Genomic DNA, 19,763 nt, shown 5'->3' on the forward strand with positions numbered 1-19,763 from the left:
GAAGGTGCTCCTCGAACTGGATCAGATAGGGACTTCGCAATCACTATCTTCCCAGGTCAGGGGCACTTTTCAGCTCACGCCACGCACTCCGCGACCCTCACCCGATGAAATCCCCGGGTTAGACTCAGTCAGTTCGGATGCGGCCTGCGCCTCGAACTTTGGTGATCGCCTCAGACTCAAGCTCGTGCTCCCACACCCTCACCACCGTCCAGCCATCTGCTCGCAGCGAGGCATCCTGTGCCCGATCACGCTCCACGTTCCGCTGGAGCTTAGGTCCCCAGTAGTTGACGTTCTTGCGCGGTGAGCCACCATGCTCCGGGCAGCCGTGCCAGAAGCAGCCGTCAACGAACACGGCGACGCGCTGCTTCGTGAACACGATGTCGGGACGCGCCTTGACGCCACTCCCAGTCCGGATCAGCAGATCCTTGCGGAACCGGTACCCGGCGCGGTGGAGCGCCGAGCGCAGCGCCCGCTCGGGCCTGGTGTCGGTCCGGCGGATGGCGCGCATGTTGCGGCGGCGTCCCTCTGAAGTTGGGTCAATCTCGTCCACTGGGCGCGCCTTATCCACACCCCACCCGTTCGGGCCTGTATCGTCCACAGCGTGGCCACTTCCTCTCGCCGATCCGACACTCGTTCGAACACAATCGCACTGACAAGTGTTCGAACGAGCGGTGCTCATGACGAGTCACCAGAGTTGGAGGTCAGTATGCATGAGATGACGTGCCTGGAGATCTGCGCAGGAGCAGGTGGACAGTCAATCGGGTTGGAAGCGGCCAAGTTTCGCCACCTTGCGGCGTTGGAGATCGATCCAGACGCCTGCGAGACGCTCCGCCTGAACCGCCCCGATTGGAAGGTGCTCGAACAGGACGTCCATGACCTCGACGGCAGCGAGTTCGAGGGTGTGACGCTGCTGGCGGGTGGCGTGCCATGTCCGCCGTTCTCGATTGCCGGCAAGCAGCTTGGGTCCGACGACGAGCGCGACCTCTTCCCGCAAGCACTCCGCCTCGCCGAAGAGTGCCAGCCCGAAGCGGTAATGCTCGAGAACGTCCGTGGTTTGGCCTCGGCGAAGTTTGATGGCTACCGGCAGCAGATTCTCGACCGGTTGGCCGAGCTGGGCTACGAGGCTGACTGGAAGCTGCTCAACGCCAGCGACTTCGGCGTGCCGCAGTTACGTCCTCGCTTCATCCTGGTTGCGCTGCGTCCGGAAGCCTTCTCGCACTTCGTCTGGCCGACGAGGAAGCAGGAACCGCCCACCGTTGGCCAGAAGCTCGGGAAGCTCATGGCTGCGAACGGGTGGAAGGGTGCCAAGGCCTGGGCGAAGCGCGCGAACGGCATCGGCCCCACCCTTGTAGGTGGATCGCGCAAGCACGGTGGTCCTGACCTGGGGCCGACACGAGCTCGGGAGGGCTGGCTGCGGCTTGGCGTGGACGGGAGGGGCCTCGCCGATGCTGCGCCGACCGCGGATGTGCCCGAGATGCACACTCCGAAGCTCACCGTGCAGATGGCAGCAATCGTGCAGGGTTTTTCACCCGAGTGGAAGTTCTCCGGGCGCAAGACCGCCAGCTATCGGCAAGTCGGCAATGCGTTCCCACCACCTGTTGCGGAAGCGGTCGGCGGTGCCATCCGAGCGGCAATCGCTGCCGCGCGTGCCGCAGCTGATGCTGAGACTCCGACACGGTCAGTCCTCGAGAGTGCGGGCTGACCGAGCTGCTCCTGCAGCTTTGCGACGAGCCGTTTCGGCTCGAATAACACCGGGAATATCGTCCGGGATTGGCGCGATGGCAGTCGCGCGGTAATACGCGCGAACACGTGCTCCCTCATTGTGGCGGTTCTGGTGTTCGATCTTCCAGCCGAAGAAGCGAAGGTCTCGGAGCCGACGCTGCCAGTCCTCCTGATACTCCTTGGCGCTGGCCACGATGCCAATGAGGTCGCTCCGCACCCACTTGCCCTCGAACGCGGCCAGCAGCGCGCCGATCCGTCGTTGCGGTTCGTCGTAGCTGATCGCCTTGCGGATCTCATCGGCATGAGCGTCGAAGCTATGGAAGTAGTCACGCTTGCCGGCGTTGCAGTCTTCGCACAGCGGCTGCAGGTTATCGACATCGTTCGAGCCGCCCCAGGATTGCGGGATGCGGTGGTCAACCACCAAGGTCACGTGGTGCTCGAGGGGTGTTCGGCCACACATGGCGCAGCGTTGCGGAGCCAGCACCTCCGCACGGCGCCGGAGGCTGATCGGCGCGCCATCGGCGGCAGGATGCTCGGCCCAGCCGCGCAGGACGTAGCGATGCTCACCGTCTCGGCGTTCCGCGACGACGTCGAAGTAGCGCCGGAGCTCACGGACTCGGCGGTCGGTCTGTGATTGGTCTTCGCCGAGCGCCTGTGCTGCAAAGAGACGCAGCTCCACCATTGTCGGCGGGTGGTCGCGTCGCCGGTACAGCAGCCCATAGAGGAGGCGCTGCGATGTCGAGCCAACGAGCGCAGCAAGTTCTTCACTGTCGGGGTCGGGCAGCGGACGAGGCTCCATAGGCCGGACGTTAGCCGGCGGCTGCTACATGACTGGCTTCTGACGCTTGGTGTCAGGCAGCACGGGCGCTGGAACAGTGATTGCCTCGCCGTCACGAGCAAGCCGCCAGGTCTGGCCAGCGAGTTCGGCCGACTGCGGGGTGCCTGGCGATGTCGGCACGACACGCAGACTGACGACCTCGCCAGGTTCCGGGGCCCCGGCGCCGAGCTGCCGCGCGATCTGACGGTGTGCCTCGTAATCGCCGCCGGGGATCAGGTAGCCCTCGGGTGCCAGCGCACTGCGTGAACCACCGTTGCTGCGGACGCGCTTCATGTAGTCGTCTTGCTGAGCAACGGTGGCGATCGTGTTGCGGCCAATTCTCTGGTTCGTCACCAGGCGGAGGAGCTCGTTCAGCCGTCGCTGGCCGCTCTTCGGGGCGAAGATGCGGTCGATCGTCACCCGCGGCAGTCCCAGCAGCACGTTTGGCGGCAGCGCCGAATCACGCGCCAGCCATTGGATCGCCTGGCGACCTGTCGGGTTCAGCTGCGTCTTGTTGTCGCGATTCCGACTGGTGCGGAGGTGATCCTCAGACGCGCGCACCATCCCAAGGCTCCAGGTTGCTGCCGCGTCGTCGGCGGTGGCGACAAGTAGCAGCTCGCCGAAGGCTTCGGGCGGGATCATCCAGCCGCCGTCCTTCTGTGAGTACTTGCAGTCGATGTCGAACCCGCCGATCCGGTAGTCGAGCTTGACGCCGTCATCGATGACGTCGCTGAACTCGCGGCGCAGGTTGATCTCTAGCAACGTGCCGAAGTGCGTCTTCTCGGTCTTGTACAGCTGATCCCAGCGATACCGACCGGTGTGCTGGCCGTCGTAGAGCTGGTCGAAGGTGGCGCGCACGACGGCCGCGGCACGCTCGTTGGTGACGTCCGCCTGTCGCCAGCAGGCAAAAACTTGCTGCAGGGCGGCGTCTGGTATCTGGTGGCTGTCATCCGACACAAGGCCTCACGGTAGCTGGTCACGATGCCATCTCCCGCCTGTAGTCCTCCGCACGCCCATCTGTGCCAGCTCAGACCTGTTCCGATCGCCTCACGACTTGTGACTGCCGTGCGCTACAGGGTCAAGCGCGCGAGGCCCCTGTGACCCAGACCACGACGCTGTCGAACGATTCCGCTACGTTACTTACATGGTCGAGCAGGCGAACGCAGAAGCCGAGGCGGGCACTCCCGACGATACCGAGGTTCTCGATGAGACTGAAGTTGACGACGACGAGCTTGTAGAAACTGAGGAAGCAACCCTCAAACACTTCGGCGCAGATTTCGACATTGCCGGGCTTGTTCGCCGATTAAACGACGGTGACATCATTATCCCTCGTTTTGACCCCGATGAATCCGATGGTGCAAGCATCTCGGGATTTCAGCGACAAGGGGTCTGGACAAGTTCTCGGATGGAGAAATTCATCGAATCGCTCCTCTTGGGATGGCCCGTTCCAAGCATTTTCCTGGTACTTGATGAAGACCAGCGATACCTGGTCCTTGATGGACAACAGCGTCTCACAACACTGCAAGCGTTTTTTAGCGGATTCTTCCCAAACGGTAAGAAGTTTGTCCTTAAGGATGTCGCCGATCACCTGAAGCAGGCTACCTACGAGACACTCTCCCAGGAAAGCCGGCGCCGACTTCACAATACATTTATTCAGACGACCGTCATAGAGCCGAAGGGTGACCCCGGTCGCGACTCTGTGTATAAGCTCTTCGGCAGGCTCAACAGCGGTGGTGTTAGCCTCACTGCTCAGGAAATCCGAGTAGCGCTGTATCGCGGACCAGTTGTCGATTGGATCCGAGACCTCAATCATGACGTGAATTGGCGCCGTCTGTTCGGCTCGCCGCACGCACGTCTCAAAGACCACGAGCTGATTTTAAGATCCATGGCGCTATGTAATGTGATCTCCGCCGTTGTAGACGACTGGCAAGAACGAGATCTTTGGGTTCGTGCTTACAGGCCCCCTATGTCCGAGTTTCTTAACTCGTATCTAAAAGAGCACAAATCTCTAAGTAATATCGATCGCGACAAAATGACAGCCGCGTTTTCAGTAGCATGTCGACTCTTGGTTGAGGCGGGGGGAACTTCCGCGCTGCGTTACCAAGGTACGCTGAACGCAGCTCATGTCGACGCAGTCATGGCGTCACTTCTCTACGCCGCCTCCATGGAGAAACTTCCAACCAAGGAACGGGTGAAGGATGGGCTGAACTCGCTCCGAGGGTCGGATCCGTACCGAGAGAACGTGACACGCAGCACGTCCCATCGCGAGAACGTCATCGGTAGACTGCGTGAGGCAACTGCTGCGTTCGATATTGATTAGATCGGTGATGGTGTCACGAGGGAGAGCCGAGGCGTACAAGCTGTGGGCAACATTGCAGACCGAATACGAACGCCATCAGGAGGCAATCCGTGCCATGAACGGAAGCAAAGAGCTTCCCCTTCAGACCGCACTTAAGGTTCAGGATGACTTACGACGTTATTTTTGTCTCAGGAGCGCAGGATTTCTCGAGCAGGTCACATTCGAAGTTCTCCACGAATACTTGAGGTCAAAGTCATCGGGTCCGGTACACGAGTTCGCATCGTCCTATTTTCGGCACTCGCCTAACCTGAACGCTGAAGCATTTGTTGGACTTGTCACTCGTTTTGGCACTGGTCACTCAGAGCGTGTTAACCATTTCATTTCGGCTGAGCGTAAAGATGCACTTGACACGCTGCTCGAGGTTCGAAATCTTGTCGCTCATGGTCTCGAGATCGGCGGCGCTAAACTATCCCCCGATCCGCACTTCAAGCTGTGTCGCGAAATATATGACTGGTTAGTCGAGGAATTTCTCGACGACGTCGCGGCTAAATGAATCGGGTCAGCAGTCAGACCTAAATGCCGAGCGGGACAGACAATAGGGTGAGTGCAGATCCGACAAGTCACCTATACCTCACTCCCCACGGGCGAACCTCGACGCCACGCTGCCGCACAATCCGGAGCACTGTCGACTTGGCGAAGCCAAGCTCCTCGGCCACGGTCAGAGCATCCTCGCCCGAGACGTAGCGACTGATGATCTCGTCCTTGTCCGCCTCGCGCAGCCGCCGACGCCCATGGGCGACCGGACGCGGAGTCGGCGGCGTGACCGGCGGCAATGGCGTGTCGCCGGTGTTGAAGTTCAGAGCAGAGAGGGCGACCAATGAGCTAGAGGATCGCCCGAGGTACGAGGGCGGTCCTCTAACTCATTTATTGAGCAGGTCAGGATTTGGGAGGAGTCGCGGGAGCGCAGCGAACCGCGCGACGGTTCCTGTCACCCCGACCGTGGCACATAGGGCCTGACCTGCGGAAACCCGATCCGCGCATCGTCCGAGACTTGGACCTGGGACTCCTAGCGGCACGACCACAACCGTGCCGAGTGGCGTGATACCGCCGTCGACCTTGCGACGATGACCAGGGTGCCGACGAATCAGGAGTATGAGCTCGCCCAGCTCATCCGGGAGCGGGACCGGTTGCGCGCGGATAACCTGCGCCTCTGACGGTTGCTGGAGCTGCGCGGTCAGGACGTCACGCCGGCTCCGGAGCAGCTGGCCGCCACGCTCGACCCACCGGGCATGGTCACCATGTCCTCTCCCGCGGCGGACAAAGTCCGCCTGTTCGCCGGGCTCTTCGCGGCACGCACCGATCGGTATGCCGTGCGGTGGGAGAACAACCGAACGGGCGCGGCCGGTTGGATGCCTGCAGTAGCGGGCGGCTGGCGCAAGGGTATGCGGCGGAGTGACGCGACCTACCTGCCGCTGACCAGCGAGGTTCTCGCCGCCCACCTGGTGGGCGAGAAGTTCATCGGTGTGTACCCGCTGCGGGCCGACAATTCGTGCACCTTCCTGGTCGCCGACTTCGACGGTTCCGCAGCCATGCTCGACGCCCTGGCCCACGTCAAAGCCGCCCGGTCCAGGCAGGTTCCCGCCGCGCTGGAGATCTCCCAGTCCGGGCAAGGCGCCCACGTGTGGGTCTTCTTCGCCCAGTCGATCCCTGCCGCCACCGCGCGTTCGGTGGGAACGGTGCTGATCCATGAAGCCATCACACTGCGCGGGGCGATGGACCTGCGCTCCTACGATCGGCTGTTCCCAAGCCAGGACGCGCTGCCCGCCGGAGGATTCGGCAACCCCATCGCCCTCCCACTGCAGGGGAGCCGGCGCCGACCCGACGGGCTGACAACGTTCCTGGACCTGGCCCCGCTCGAACCGCAAGAGGACCAGTGGCACTTCCTGTCCACCCTGGACCGGCTCAGCCGTTCCGCCGCGACCAAGATCGCGAACCAGGCCGGCACCACGGTCGGCAGCAACGTCCGCAGCCTGAGCCGCGCGTCCGCCAGCAGGGTTCACCCCCGCCTGCCGACCGTCCTGCACGCCGAGCTGGACGCCGGCCTGAGACTGGAGACGGCACAGCTGACCCCGGCCGCGATGTCCACCTTCAAGCATGCGGCATCGATGACCAACCCGAAGTTCTACGAGCTGCAGCGGCTGCGCAAGTCGACCTGGAACACGCCACGGTTCGTGCGCGGGTACGACCTGACCGTTGACGGCGACCTCGTCCTACCCCGTGGACTGCGCCACCTCGCCTCGCAGATCGTGCAAGAGGCCGGTTCCCGCCTGGACATCACCGACCTGCGCAGCGCCGGCACCGAGATCGACATCGCATTCGACCGGCCGGCTCGACCCCCGGCAGACCGCCGCCGTCGACGCGGTACTGGGCCACGATGACGGCGTGCTGGTCGCACCGCCGGGGTCGGGCAAGACCGTCATGGCATGCGCCGTGATCGCCGAGCGGGCCGCCTCCACCGTGATCCTGCTGGACCGGAAGGCGCTCGCCGAGCAATGGCGCGCCCGGATCGAGACCTTCCTGGGATTCAAACCCGGCCAGCTCGGCGGCGGCCGGCGCAAGCTCACCGGAGTCGTCGACATCATCATGCTGCCCTCACTGGCGCGCCGCGACGACGTGACAGAGCTGACCGACGGATACGGACAGGTCGTCGTCGACGAATGCCATCATCTCGCCGCCGCGGCCTACGACCACTCCGTCAAACGGATCCGCGGACGGTACTGGCTCGGGCTCACCGCAACTCCGCAGCGACGCGACCGGCTGGGCGAACTGGTCACCTGGCAGCTCGGACCGATCCGCCACACCATGAACGATGACCCTCCGACCACCCTCACAGACGCGCCTACTCAAGAACCTGGTCAGCGGCGGGTCCTGCACGTGCATCTGACAGCATTCCGCTGCGACGACGTCGACCTCACCGACCCCGGCGCGCTCGCCGAGGTGCACCGCACCCTGGCCGCCGATCCAGTCCGTAACGCCCAGATCGTCGACGACATCGTGGCCGCCGTCTCTCAAGGTCGCAACTGTCTCGTGCTCACCCGCCGCGTGGCGCAGGTCGAGAACCTTGTCGGCCTCCTTGCCGCGCGCGGGCACGAGGCCATCGTCCTGCAAGGCGGGATGACCACCGCACAGCGCCGCGAGGCGGTCCAACGACTGTCCGAGAGGAACTTCGGGGACGGCGTGATCGTGGTCGGGACAACACCATTCATCGGCGAGGCTTCGACGTCCCAGCACTGGACACGCTGTTCCTCGCCGCACCAGTCTCGTTCGACGGGCTGCTCGTCCAGTGCGCCGGACGAGTCGTACGAGCCTCTCCCGGCAAACACCTTGTCGAGGTGCACGACTACCACGACCACCGGGTGCCCATCCTCGCCGCCTCGCTCAAGCGCCGAATGCCCGGATACCGCACCCTCGGCTTCACCGAGTCAGCCCACCATCCACGCCGCAATTGACCAGCGGACACTACCGATGCCCGACGCTCACGTTCCCGCGGTCAGGCAGGATGACGCATACCGCTCCACCGCGCTGCGACGTCCTCCGAACCAGTTGACGATTACACACGGAACCACCCGGGCCTCTGCCAGCGTGTGATTAGCGAGTGCATCCATGGCCAAACTCTCGATCGACGCCTCACCCTCACCGACCCTGAAAGAGTATGGATCGCGGCCGCGGGGCCTGCCCCGGCGCACACCGCCAGCCCGCGACATGCTCCGGCATCGGCACAGCAGCGGCCACGCATTCGTCCGTGCGCACCGTCAAGAGAGACGCCGACACGATGAGATTTCCTACGCAGACAGCCCGAGGTTCCAGCCGGTGGAGGCTGAAATCTGTTTCAGGAGCGAAGATCCCACCAAGGTTGCGGGTTCTTCCGCTGGGACCCGCAACAAAGCGGTAGTCAGCCGAGGGTACCTTCGAAACCGATCGATGTGCTCTCGACCTGATGAAGGTCGAAGACGACAATCTCGTTGTGACCGTGCTTCAACCACGACGCCGGGCAGTACAACCGGTGCTGTGGACCGATCTCCCAGTAGCGGCCAATGTTGTGGCCGTTCACCCACACGACGCCCTTCGTCCAGCTGGACATGTCGACGTAGGTGTCGGCCGGCGTGCCCAGCCGCACTGCTGCCCGGAAGAACTGCCCCGGTCGCTGTGCGTCGGTGATCTGGTGTCGCAGCGTCTGCACGAACTTCTCGTCCATCGGCAGCAGGTAGATGTTCCACCCGGTCAGTGTGCCGGTCAGACTCCCGGCATCCTCGAGCGAGGCCGACTCGAGGATCCCCTTGCGGTCCACAAGCGCCTGACCGTAGTTCGTGTGGCCCATTCCCTCGACAAAAATGTCGAGCTCTGGCTTGGTCCCGACCTGCTGAGAGGTCTGCAGTGTCAGCGGCGCATTGCCATTGGTCACGTTCAGCGCCTGCGAGAGGGAGTCCGGAATTCGCTGCCTGGAGAGCCCACCCATGTACGCGCCGCCCATGAATACGGTGGCGTAGTCGTGCACCCACTGGATGTCCAGTGATCCGCCGCTGTAGCCGTCGAGCTGCTTGCGGTACAGGATGTAGCCGCGGCTCTGCCCATACATCTCCATCGGTTGCGGGTCAACACTCTGGCGCGCGGGCACTGGCCTGGGCAAGTTGTCCCAGATGGAGGCAAACCGCTGCGGCGTCACAGCACTGGGCGCGATCGTGGGTACTGACGCAGGTACCTTGGGCAACGATGCACCCAGACTCTGTGCGATGAGGTTGCGGTACTCGGTATAGTGAGCCGTCGCTCGCCCCTGCTCGGTGATCGGCGCCGAGTAGTCGTAGCTGGTGATGTCCGCCTGGTAGCCGCCGGAGTAGTTGTCTGCGTTCGCGCCGGCCCAGTAGCCGAAGCTGGTCCCTCCGTGGATCATGTACAGGTTGAACGACATCCGGTTGTCCATGAAGCTCTGCAGCGTGGGGCTGATGTCTGTCGTCTCGCCCGCAAAGGTCGAGTCGCCCCAGTGCGTCAGCCAGCCGGGGTAGACCTCGCCGCCGAAGGCCGGTACGTCCGGGAACGCCTTGCGCGCGGCCTCGATCGAGCCTGCGTTTCCGCCACTGAGGCCGATCGCGCCGCCGGGCACGTTCGTGTGGTTCGCCTCGACCTGGCCGAGCCCGTCCTCGGTGTAGAACGGACCGGTGATGCCTCCGTCGACCCACAGCTGGCGGACCTCTTCGACGTAGGCCTGGCTGTTGCCGTAGGAGCCGTACTCGTTCTCGACCTGGATCATCAGCACCGGCCCGCCGTTCTCAACCAGCAGGGGCTTCACCAGCGGGACGAGCCGCTTGTAGTAGCGGGTGACCGCCGCCATGTAGTGCGGATCGTCGGCTGCCCTGACACGCAGCTTGATATCCGGGTAGCGCAGCAGGTAGGGCGGTATACCGCCGAGATCCCACTCACCGCAGACATACGGCCCGGGCCGTAGCAGTACCCACATGCCCTCCTGCTGGCACAGCTCGATGAACCGCACGAAGTTGCGCCGGTCGGTGCGGAAGTCGAAGTGCCCCGGCGTCTCCTCGATGTAATTCCACATCACATAGAGGGAGATCGTGTTCATCCCCATGGCCTTGGCCATCTGGATCCGGTGCTGCCAGTATTCGACCGGGATCCGCGACGGGTGCATCTCACCGCTGCGGATCTGGAACGGCGCGCCGTCCAGCAAGAAAGCGCTCCCATCCTTGGCGAAGCCGAACGAGTGCTGCCCGCCGTGACCACTGCGAGCCCGGTCGGCTGATCCGGGTTCCGTTGCAAATGCCGTGCCGGGCGTCGCGGCCATGACCGCAGCCGGCGTCAGTGCGCTGAGGATAAGGAACTGTCGACGATCCATGTGCTGTCTCCTTCTGCAGATTGGCAGATCACGACTGTGAGCCGCGTTCGAGTCACGAGAGCGGGTAGGCCTGCAGCTCGTAGATCGAGTACCCGTACGCCGTGGCCCGGCTGAGGCCCTGCATGCGCAAGTAGCTCACGCCGGAGGCGTTGATCCAATCCGTCTCCGTGCCGCCCGTGCCGTTCGTCACCGAGTCGACCGTGGTCCACGTTTTCCCATCGGTCGAGGTTTGCAGCCGGTAACCGGTGGCGTAGGCCGCCTCCCAGTGGATGACGACCTCGCCAAGATCCTGCGGGCTGGCGAACTTCACCTGGAGCCACTCGTTGTCGTCGTGGTTGGAGGACCAACGCGTGGTCAGATCACCGTCGTTCGCGTGATCGGCAGTGAACTGCGCCAACCCGTCCTCGGTGCTGGATGCGCTGGCAACCGCCCCATTGGCCGAGAGCGCCACGTTCGTCGAGCTCACCGCCGGATGCACCGTCACCGTCACCGTGGTGGACACCTCCGCACCGTGGCGAGGCTCGAAGGTAATGGTCACCGGGTAGGTGCCTGCGCGCGAAGCGCTCCCGGTGAGCGCAATCGACTGCTGCGAACCGCGATCCACCTCGATCCGTTCCGTCGAGGGGTGCACGCTCAACCCGTTCGGGGCGGTGACACTCAGCGTCCCTGGCACGTTGCGGGGTTGCGTGGCGAGCAGTTGCACCGATAGGTCGACCTGCTGGCCCACCGACGTCTCCACAGAGGGCGGAGTCGCCACCACGCTCGCGGTGGGCACATCCGCATACCAGGGCACGACCTCGGCAATCTTGGGCACGGACGAGCCGGCGGTCCACTCCAGCCGGATCGCACTGGCGGTGACCCCCGAAGCGTCCAGCTCGGTGTAACCGCTCGTCGACAGCGAGCCGATCGTGGCCCAGGACCCACCGGACTGGACTTGCACCTGCGCGGATCCGGTACCGACGACCTCCACTCGTGACAGCGGTCGAGCCTTGGGCAAGGTGACGAGCAATGCGTCACCGGACGCGGGGGAGCTCGCAGCCGTGTAGGAGGTGTCGACATCGCCGTCGACCGCCGCGGCGAGGCTCGACCCGCTTGCCGCCGCGGGTGTTCCACTGACGGCGAGCTTCTGTTCGGCGGGTGCGCTGACGGTGAACTCGTGGATCTTCACCCAGTTCGCGTCGGAAGCCGTCGCCACCAACCGCACATACCGCGCCGTCGTGCCCGCGGGCAGTGTCGCGGTGATGTCCGCCGTGTCGGTGTAGGACTGGACCGTCGTCCAAGTGGTTCCGTCGCTCGAGTACTCCAGCGTCGCATTGTGGATGTAGTCGTCCGGGCTCGCAGCGTCTCCACCGGAGATCGTCACGGTGCTGATCGGCTGCGTCGCACCCAGGTCGACGCCTACGTAGTCACCGGCCGCTGGCGTGCGGCTGCTCCAGAAGAAGGTGGATGCGTTGCCGTCGACCATGTTCGCCGGTACGTCGGACTGGTAGGTCGGCATGGAGGTGGTGGCCGACACGTGGTTGCCCGTCAGCCCGAGCCACCGACTGTTTTCGGCCAGCGCGCTGGAGACGAAGGTATCGATGACGCCGTCGCCCATTTCGACCTTGGCGGACTTGGCCTGGGTCACCTGCGCCTGCGCCTGCGCACGGGCACGGATCGCGGCCGCACCGTTGCCGTCACGCTCCGCGACAAGCATCTGCAGGGCGTCTCGAGCGGCGCTGCCCCAGTGGCCGGCGGCATCCAGCCAGGGCTGCGCCTCCGACACGAACTCGGGGTCGTTCATGTCCGCCGTGAGAGTGGTGGGGATGTTCTGGATCACTGTGAGATAGCTGTCCAAGGTGCGCGCCGCAGAGCCTGTTCCCGACTCCCACTCGGACCAGAACTGCTTCAGCTTGCCGGCCAGGACCGGTGCCTGCACCGGGTCGATGTCGGAGTAGTGCTCGAGGTCGGCGAACGCGGCGAGTGCCGTCCGGGCCGAGCCGCTGGGGCCGGCGAGCTGCGTCAGGCTGGCTTGAAAAGACTTCTGCGGGTTGTAGTCGGCGCCGTTCCAGGCATAGTCGGCCACCGTGAACAGGGCGATCTTGGAGGCCTCCGGCTCGATCATCGGGTTGGCTGTGATGCCGTAGAGCTGGGTGCCCAGGTCGCTGGAGCGCCCGACATACGGGCCGAGCAGCAGCCGGTTCGTGACGTAGTCATTGACCGGGTAGTTGTCCCACAGCAGGATGTCGTGCCCGTACACACTCTTGGCCGCTGCGGCCTGCGCGGTGCTGATCGTCGGCGCGATCACCCCGACACCGGTCCAGCCGACGATGACCTTTGCGCTCAGGTCCGCCTTGATGGCCGCCTTGTACGGAGTCGCGGAGACGTCGGAGTACTCGGTCGGGACCATCTGCAGCGGTTGGGCGCCCGGGTGGGTGTCGATGAAGTCCTTCTGCACCTCGTTGAGCACGTAGGACTGCGCCGCTCCGGCCGCGCCGCCGCCGGCGCCGAACTTGGTCTGGTCTGCTGCGCAGTTCCAGTCGGTATAGCTGATGTCGTCGAAGGGGATCGAGAACGAGCGCACCCCGATGTTCCACAGCGACTGGAGCTTGGCGACAAGTGCCTGCTCATCACTCGCGGAGCTGTAGCAGATCGACAGTCCGGGCGAGAGCGCGTAGGTGAACTGGACGTGGTTGGCGCCGGCGGTGTCGACCAGCGCCTTGATCGCCGCCAGCTGAGCCGCGGGATATGGGTCACGCCACTGGGCGCGCAGGTAGGGGTCGTCCTTCGGCGAGTAGATGTAGGTGTTCATCTTGTTCTGGCCGTAGAACTGCAGCTGCGCGGCTCGCTGCGCGTCGCTCCAGGGCGCGCCGTAGAAGCCTTCGATCGTGCCGCGCACCGGCATGGTCGGCCAGTCTCGGACCAGGACCCCGGGCACTTCGCTGGAGCGTCCATGACGCTCGATCAGCTGTCGCAGCGTCTGCACCGCGTAGAACGTGCCCGTTCCGTCGTGCCCGTCGAGCACGATGCTCGGGTGATCGGCAACAGCACCCGTGGCGAGCACATAGCCCTCCGCGGGCAGGTTGGTCGCATCACCAGCCTTGAGGTCACGCAACGCCGTCGTGCTGGCCGACACCACCTCCGGTCCACCGACGTAGATCGCGGTCTCGTGCGCCCTCAGGTCGTGAGTGCTGCCGACCTGATCGACGTGACGAACACCATCCTGACTCAGCATCGTCTTGAGCGCCGCGACCGAGTCCGCGTCGCTACCAGTACCGGTCACGAGTGCCACCGTGTCGCCGAGCACAACCGCACGGCCGTGAGCCGTCATGGAGTGCGGCACCGGATAGACCGACGGCAAGGAGCTGTGACGGGGCCCGCCATGTCCCGCACCGGCGGCAGGTGGCGAGCTCGAGTTCGCCGAGAGTGGGCTGGCAATCGCCGGCGAAGTGGCTGCCACCGTGCCGACGCCGGTGCCGACCGCAACCACTGCTGCGGCAAATGTCGTGATGAGCGTACGACGCATGCGAGCTCCACCTGTCTCGAAATTGGACTAGACCAACTGGTCCACGCATGAGTGTGGACCGAAACTATCGACGCGTCAAGGGATTGATACCGACAACCTTGAAATGATTTGAACATCAGTTGTTTCGACTACCTGCAGCGGCTGGTTCGATGGATATGACACAGCCCCAGGCATCTTCACTGCATGTCGGGTTCAACTGGCAGGTAAGGACCTCGAGACCGGACTGCGCAGGAAAGGACTCGCGACGAGCGTCCATCGGCGGCCGACAAGTAGTGACCCGGCTTCTGACGCGCAGTGGGGTACGCGGTGAGCCGGGCTCACCGCGTACCCTCCACTGACCTGTTCAAGATCGCCAATCGCACCCTGTCAGGTGCCGCAGCGATCCGTCGTCTTGGCTACTTCTGCACCTCCATCGCGAAGATGTGCACCGCTGCATTCGTCGGCAGCGTCACACTGGCGACCTGCTTGCCCGCATCGAGCGGGATGGAGTTGTAGAACACCCGGTAGTCGTAGGCCGAGTCCGCGTAGCCGGCCTGGGTGTTGCGTCCCTTAACGGATATCGCTACCTGCGAACCGAATTCGCTCGGGTCGGAGAAGCTCCAGTTGGGGAATCCAAGCTGGCCGGTGCTGGTCGACCCATCGGTATAGGTGACGGTGACGGTGTCCTGCACGTCACCGGCCTCGGAACCGAGAAATCCCAGCTTGCTGCCCTGGCCGGACGTCGTGATGGTGGCACCACTGCCCTGCACATTGTCCGCCGTGCCGGGTGCGGCATCCGGCCAGGTGAACGTTGTGCCGCCGGCACTCACGGTCGACCCGGGCGTGACACCGGCGGCCTCGAGCTGCGCCTCTGAGAAGCTGTTGCCGCCACCGTCGAAGTTGCCCTTGGTCGCGTTGGCGAGGGTCGTCACGCCGACGTTGTTGTAGGCGGCGGCCAGGTTCGGATAGGGAAGGTTGGAATAGATGTCGTCCTGGGCGGCATACGACGCCTTGGCGGCACGCGCGCGCTCTTGCATCGTCGCCGTCAGTGCGTAGGTGCGCGGGCCGGGTGCGGGATTGACGCCGGAGACCTGGAAGGTCCGTGTCGTCGACTGTCCAGGCTTCAGGTTGTGCACCGCGACACGGTTTGGAGCGACGGTCCAACCGCTCGGTGCGCTCAACTGCACGGAGCCGGCGTTGACCTTGATCGGCCCGTTGTTCGTCACGGTCACGGAGACCGGGGTGTTCTTACCGGCAACGAGGGCGCCGTTGCGAAACCTCACCGACAGCGCAGGAGCCAGGGAGGACGACGCTCCGGCGTGGACGCGGTACATCACAGTGCCGTGCGCAGGCACGTTCGCCGCGATCGTGTCAGTGCTCGCCGTCGACTGCCCGGTGACCAGGTCGGTCAGTCGGTAGTCCGAAGCCTGGGCCGCTCCGGCGGCACTCGCGGTCGTGCTGATCGTCTGTGACGCGTTGCTCTTGTTGAACAGCACCACCGACACATCACCGTTCGCGAGTGGCTTGGTGAGCACGTCATATCCATCACCCTGCTGGATGATGTGCCCCTGCGCGCCCAGGGCGTCCTGGTCGACGGCGACGACGCGCGCGTTGCCCAGGATCGACAGCGCGGCAGCACTGAGCTGAGTCAGGTCGGTGCTGCTGATGAGTGGTGCCGCCATCTCGGCCCAGAGCGACACCTGGCTCTGCATCTCGGTGTCGCTGAGCCCGGAGTCACCGGCCAGCAGGAAGTCTGGGTCGTTGAAGTGTCCCGGCCCGGCATACTGACCCAGGCCGACGTTGTAGCTGTAGTTGTAGGCGATGGCACTCCATTTCGCGGCGCCGCTCTCCTGCCCTAGGGCAGTGTCCGCGCCTTCCCGCCACAGGTTCGCCACCTTGCTTGAGGCTGCGATGACCGTCTGCCAGTCCGGGCCGCCCTGGAAGTAGGCCGGCGCGGAGTCGGAGAAGACGATCTCCCGGCCGGTGTCGACGAGCGCCTTGCTGAACTGGTCGTAGGCCTTGACGTAAGTCTGCGCAGCCGTCTGGCCCGCCACGTTCGGGACGTTGCAGCCATCTAGCTTGACGTAGTCGACACCCCAGGAGGCGAAGGTGTCTGCGTCCTGCGTGTAGTGGCCCCAGCTGCCGGGGTAACCGCCACAGGTGTTGGTGCCGGCATCCTCATAGATGCCGAACTTCAGCCCCATAGCGTGAATCTTGTTCGCCACGTATGCCATTCCATCCGGGAAGAGCTTGGGGTTCGCCTGCAGGCTGCCGTCCACGGCACGTGTGCCGGCCATCCAGCAGTCGTCGATGGTGACGGTGTTGTAGCCCTTCTTCGCCAGACCGGTGGTCACCAATGCCTTGGCCTGCTTGAGGATCAGCGCCTCGCTGATATTGCATTGGTAGTAGGACCAGTCATTCCACCCCATGGGGGGCGTGGGCGCTAACCCGTTGTAGGCGGGCGACTGCCGGACGGATGCGGGCAAGCGGTGGGGCTGATCTGCAGCGGCGTGCGCCGCTGGAGCGGCGCTGATGCCGGCAAGCGCAAGGCATACGGCAGCAGCCAGAGTGATGGGTCGACGTGTGGGCATGTGCACTCCCTGTGAGTGAAAGGACTGGGCCGAGACTCACGTTATTGCGCCCGTCGAGTGCATACATATGAGCGAAGCAATCAATTTATGATCACTTTTGATCACTCATCGACGGCCATCGACCTCGCGGTGCAGCGGAGGTCGATCACGCCAGCCGGACGTCGACCCCGAGCGCCTCGAACTGCTCCACGACCGCGGGATCCGCGTCGGCATCTGTCACCAGTTCATCAATGGATCCGGCCGCGCAGATCGTGCAGAACGCGCGCTGCCCCAGCTTGGAGCTGTCGGCCACGACCACCACTCGCCGCGCCCGCTCCACCATGACCCCGTTGATCAGCGCCTCCCCCTCATGCGTTGCCGCCGCCCCGTGCGTTGCACTCACGGCATCGACTCCGAGCAGCATGACGTCGAGCGTGACCCCTTCGAGCACCGCCTGCGCGAAGGGCCCGATCAGCTCGAAGGACTGCGGGCGGAGCACACCTCCGATCACCACCACTTTGAGGTTCGGCCGCACCGCGAGCTCGTTGGCAATGTTCAGTGCATTGGTCACGACAGTCAATGAGGTTAGGGGCGCCACCTCGTGTCCTCCTTCGGTGCGCGTGGCAAGACTGCGCGCTACCTCCGTCATGGTCGTGCCGCCGTTCAGGGCGACGACGCTGTCTGGCGTGACCAGGTCGGCCACTCCTTCGGCAATCCGACGTTTCTGCTCGGTGCGCCGGTCTCTCTTGTAGCGCAGAGGCAGGTCGTAGGTCACTGCATGGGCAACCGCGCCGCCGCGAGTTCGCGAGATGAACTGCTGGGAGGCCAGATCGTTCAGATCCCGCCGCACGGTCGCGGCGGAAATCTGAAACTCCTGCACGATGTCGTCAACGGAAACCGAACCCTGAGTTGCCACCAGTTCCAATAAAGCACTGAGTCGTTCATGCCTCAACATGGCAAGCCTCTCGCCCTCTCTTCCACCAAACGCAGAATTTTCCGGACCGCCCCCGGATGCTTGGACCCAAGATCTCTATGGCAAGGACGTACCCGGACCACCGCTAGGCGGCACGGGTAAGGCGCGACGAACTCCGGCCGGCCACAAGCCGATCGCGGGGCTTCACGGGTGTCCCCTAGGAACGACTTCAGTCAACACCGCACGGCCGGGTTGACTGACTCACCGGTAGATTTTCGCAATTTGTCACCGGGCCCTTCCAGGTCGGACTTTGTCAAGGTGCTTGAGGCTGGTGACCGCAGCACCACGGGCGAGCCGGCCACATACCGAGCACCGCATCGTCACCCTCGCGAAGGAGTGGGACACGGCGGTGTCGAATCGAGGCCGAGAAGTTCTCCAGCATCGCGCCGACGCCGTGGCCTCCGGTCCTCGCCATCGACACGCGTGACCTGAGGCCGGAGGAGCTCGACCCTACACCGTTCGTTGGGCAGCTTACCGATGGTTGCCCCATCGAATCAGCTTGTCAATGAGTCCGATCGGTGATCTGTGCAATGTCGAGGCGGCCCTCTGCCTGCATGGGTCAGCAGGTGATCAGCCGTGTCAGTGACGGCCGCCGTCCGATGACCTGTCACCGGGATTGCTGGGTCGACTCGTATGACGTGCTCGCTCGCACGAGGTAGCCCTGCAGCACGGGCGTGTTGTGGTGGACGAGAGCAAGCCCTCCCAACGCGCCGGCGTCCTGCAGCGTTGATGGGCGGATCTGCAGGGCGCCTCGGATCGAGGGAAGGAGCCGTTCTCGTGCGGCGTCGGTGAACCGAGTCAACGTGTCGTCGGGGACGTGAGCCAGGATGCCACCGACGATGACGTGGCAGATGTCCAAGGCGGCCAAGGCATCGCCGACGACGCGCCCGCATAACCCGGCCGCGTCGTGAAGTGGACCGGCAAGGCGTGGGTCGGCAGCGACCTGGTCCACCGCCCGGCGGTCACCGGTTAGCCCGGCGCGGCGTAGCAGCGCGGGCAAGGCCGCATGCTGCTCCAGACAGCCGTGCTTGCCGCAGTGGCAGCGTGGCCCGTTCTCGGTGACGGTGACGTGTCCGAGCTCTCCGGCGCTGCCAGTGGCTCCCCGGTAGAGTCGCCCGTCGATCACGACCCCGCCTCCGATGCCACGACCGAGGTGGAAGTACAGCAGGGAGGCAGGGCCTGGTCGGGTCGACCAGATGGTCTCTGCCAGAGCGGACAGCCGCAGGTTGTTGTCGACGTACACCGGGGCGGCCAGCTCGTCCTGCAACCGGTGCACCATGACCCGCCAGGGTGCGCCAGACGGAGTTAGCGGGACAGGGCCCGGGACACCGACACCGATGCCTTGTGGTGCGGCCAGGTCGACACCGTGCCGGGCACACAGGGTGCGGATGGCCTCCAAGGCGATCGTGGTGCGGTCCTGCCAGTTCAGTCCGCGCCGGTGAGTGCGGCTGATAGTGCCAGTGACCTGCTGCAGCGGGTCAGCCAGGGCTACCGAGGCGCCGTCAAGACGGAAGTCGACCCCGACGGAGCGAACCCTGTGCTGCGAGAGGGCGACCGCCTGCGCGGGCCGGCCCGACCCCGCGCGACGGTCCGGGCCCGGCGGGAGGTTGACCGCGATGCCCTGGTCGATCAGGTCGCCGACGATGCTGGAGATCGTCGCGCGCGACAGGGCGGTTCTGGCACCGAGCTCGGCCCGGCTGACTGGGCCCGAGCGCAGCAGAGCGAGAACCTGCTCCACGTGCACCGAGCGCAGCGACACCTGCCGGGGCGCCGCTCCGGCGTCGACGCCTGATCGCCCGACCGGCGAGGTCATCATTCCGTCGATCGCGTATCCATAATCATGGGAGCCGACTCTAGCCGCGCACGTGTACCCCCGTGGCAAATGACTGGCAATTGCAGCATCTGGCGCATGAGGCCCCACAGATTACGACTCCCATCACAAGTAATTATGTCGAACATATTGACAGAGTAATTGGTGCCTTGGACTCTGATGGCA

The 19,763-nt window shown here is 64.5% G+C and carries 15 protein-coding genes; 6 read left to right on the forward strand and 9 right to left on the reverse strand.

Annotation, left to right across the window (positions count from 1 at the left end; genetic code table 11):
* Positions 1–124: 124 nt before the first annotated feature.
* Complete coding sequence (locus FGL98_RS18450) at positions 125–550, reverse strand: very short patch repair endonuclease (RefSeq protein WP_246136632.1); 426 nt, start codon at positions 548–550, stop codon at positions 125–127.
* Between the two features lie 156 nt (positions 551–706).
* Here FGL98_RS18450 and FGL98_RS18455 point away from each other — a divergent pair, with 156 nt between their 5' ends.
* Positions 707–1,702, forward strand: a complete 996-nt coding sequence (locus tag FGL98_RS18455; protein WP_222432251.1) for a DNA cytosine methyltransferase — start codon at positions 707–709, stop codon at positions 1,700–1,702.
* On the opposite strand, the gene FGL98_RS18460 is transcribed toward FGL98_RS18455, so the two are convergent.
* Both FGL98_RS18460 and FGL98_RS18465 read right to left on the reverse strand, forming a co-directional pair.
* Positions 1,679–2,521: an HNH endonuclease gene (locus FGL98_RS18460; RefSeq protein ID WP_146319210.1), complete on the reverse strand. Its 843-nt coding sequence runs from the start codon at positions 2,519–2,521 to the stop codon at positions 1,679–1,681. The genes FGL98_RS18455 and FGL98_RS18460 overlap by 24 nt on opposite strands.
* Before the next feature lie 24 nt (positions 2,522–2,545).
* On the reverse strand, positions 2,546–3,496 hold the full coding sequence (locus FGL98_RS18465; protein WP_146319212.1) for a NaeI family type II restriction endonuclease: 951 nt from the start codon (positions 3,494–3,496) through the stop codon (positions 2,546–2,548).
* A 187-nt stretch (positions 3,497–3,683) separates the two neighbouring features.
* On the opposite strand from FGL98_RS18465, the gene FGL98_RS18470 reads away from it, so the two are divergent.
* Both FGL98_RS18470 and FGL98_RS18475 read left to right on the forward strand, forming a co-directional pair.
* Entirely contained in the window at positions 3,684–4,859 is a 1,176-nt protein-coding gene (locus FGL98_RS18470; protein WP_146319214.1) for a DUF262 domain-containing protein, read from the forward strand.
* A complete protein-coding gene (locus FGL98_RS18475; protein ID WP_146319215.1) occupies positions 4,828–5,391 on the forward strand; it encodes a HEPN domain-containing protein in 564 nt (187 codons plus the stop codon). Before FGL98_RS18470 ends, FGL98_RS18475 begins: the two co-directional genes overlap by 32 nt.
* A gap of 67 nt (positions 5,392–5,458) precedes the next feature.
* Here FGL98_RS18475 and FGL98_RS18480 read toward each other — a convergent pair whose 3' ends face one another.
* Positions 5,459–5,716, reverse strand: coding sequence for a hypothetical protein (locus FGL98_RS18480; protein WP_146319217.1), 258 nt, complete (start codon positions 5,714–5,716; stop codon positions 5,459–5,461).
* A gap of 339 nt (positions 5,717–6,055) precedes the next feature.
* On the opposite strand from FGL98_RS18480, the gene FGL98_RS26435 reads away from it, so the two are divergent.
* Positions 6,056–7,276 carry a TOTE conflict system archaeo-eukaryotic primase domain-containing protein gene (locus FGL98_RS26435; protein WP_246136633.1) on the forward strand — a complete coding sequence of 407 codons (1,221 nt, stop codon included), beginning with the start codon at positions 6,056–6,058 and terminating at the stop codon, positions 7,274–7,276.
* 4 nt (positions 7,277–7,280) lie between these two features.
* A complete protein-coding gene (locus FGL98_RS25890; RefSeq protein ID WP_246136634.1) occupies positions 7,281–8,486 on the forward strand; it encodes a DEAD/DEAH box helicase in 1,206 nt (401 codons plus the stop codon).
* Positions 8,487–8,790: 304 nt separating this feature from the next.
* Here the strand turns inward: FGL98_RS25890 and FGL98_RS18490 are convergent, their stop codons facing one another.
* The 4 genes from FGL98_RS18490 to FGL98_RS18505 all read right to left on the reverse strand — a co-directional run bounded on the left by FGL98_RS18490 (position 8,791) and on the right by FGL98_RS18505 (position 17,749).
* Positions 8,791–10,740 (reverse strand): beta-galactosidase, encoded by a 1,950-nt coding sequence (locus FGL98_RS18490; RefSeq protein ID WP_146319219.1) that lies wholly within the window; start codon positions 10,738–10,740, stop codon positions 8,791–8,793.
* Positions 10,741–10,792: 52 nt separating this feature from the next.
* Positions 10,793–14,245 (reverse strand): glycoside hydrolase family 84 protein, encoded by a 3,453-nt coding sequence (locus FGL98_RS18495; RefSeq protein ID WP_146319221.1) that lies wholly within the window; start codon positions 14,243–14,245, stop codon positions 10,793–10,795.
* A 395-nt stretch (positions 14,246–14,640) separates the two neighbouring features.
* A complete protein-coding gene (locus FGL98_RS18500; protein ID WP_146319223.1) occupies positions 14,641–16,815 on the reverse strand; it encodes an NEW3 domain-containing protein in 2,175 nt (724 codons plus the stop codon).
* 145 nt (positions 16,816–16,960) lie between these two features.
* Positions 16,961–17,749: a DeoR/GlpR family DNA-binding transcription regulator gene (locus FGL98_RS18505; protein ID WP_146319225.1), complete on the reverse strand. Its 789-nt coding sequence runs from the start codon at positions 17,747–17,749 to the stop codon at positions 16,961–16,963.
* A 398-nt stretch (positions 17,750–18,147) separates the two neighbouring features.
* On the opposite strand from FGL98_RS18505, the gene FGL98_RS27195 reads away from it, so the two are divergent.
* Positions 18,148–18,276: a peptide-N4-asparagine amidase gene (locus FGL98_RS27195; protein WP_425461009.1), complete on the forward strand. Its 129-nt coding sequence runs from the start codon at positions 18,148–18,150 to the stop codon at positions 18,274–18,276.
* A 98-nt stretch (positions 18,277–18,374) separates the two neighbouring features.
* Here the strand turns inward: FGL98_RS27195 and FGL98_RS18515 are convergent, their stop codons facing one another.
* Positions 18,375–19,580, reverse strand: coding sequence for an ROK family protein (locus FGL98_RS18515; RefSeq protein WP_186526248.1), 1,206 nt, complete (start codon positions 19,578–19,580; stop codon positions 18,375–18,377).
* Positions 19,581–19,763: the final 183 nt, after the last annotated feature.

This window comes from Leekyejoonella antrihumi (assembly GCF_007845645.1).
Lineage (GTDB): Bacteria > Actinomycetota > Actinomycetes > Actinomycetales > Dermatophilaceae > Leekyejoonella > Leekyejoonella antrihumi.

Bases quoted from the DNA above. Each gene is read 5' to 3' on its own strand.
- FGL98_RS18455 (WP_222432251.1), top strand. From the start codon at position 707: ATGCATGAGATGACGTGCCTGGAGATCTGCGCAGGAGCAGGTGGACAG.
- FGL98_RS18460 (WP_146319210.1), bottom strand. From the start codon at position 2,521: ATGGAGCCTCGTCCGCTGCCCGACCCCGACAGTGAAGAACTTGCTGCG.
- FGL98_RS18470 (WP_146319214.1), top strand. From the start codon at position 3,684: ATGGTCGAGCAGGCGAACGCAGAAGCCGAGGCGGGCACTCCCGACGAT.
- FGL98_RS18490 (WP_146319219.1), bottom strand. From the start codon at position 10,740: ATGGATCGTCGACAGTTCCTTATCCTCAGCGCACTGACGCCGGCTGCG.
- FGL98_RS18495 (WP_146319221.1), bottom strand. From the start codon at position 14,245: ATGCGTCGTACGCTCATCACGACATTTGCCGCAGCAGTGGTTGCGGTC.
- FGL98_RS18500 (WP_146319223.1), bottom strand. From the start codon at position 16,815: ATGCCCACACGTCGACCCATCACTCTGGCTGCTGCCGTATGCCTTGCG.
- FGL98_RS18505 (WP_146319225.1), bottom strand. From the start codon at position 17,749: ATGTTGAGGCATGAACGACTCAGTGCTTTATTGGAACTGGTGGCAACT.
- FGL98_RS18515 (WP_186526248.1), bottom strand. From the start codon at position 19,580: ATGACCTCGCCGGTCGGGCGATCAGGCGTCGACGCCGGAGCGGCGCCC.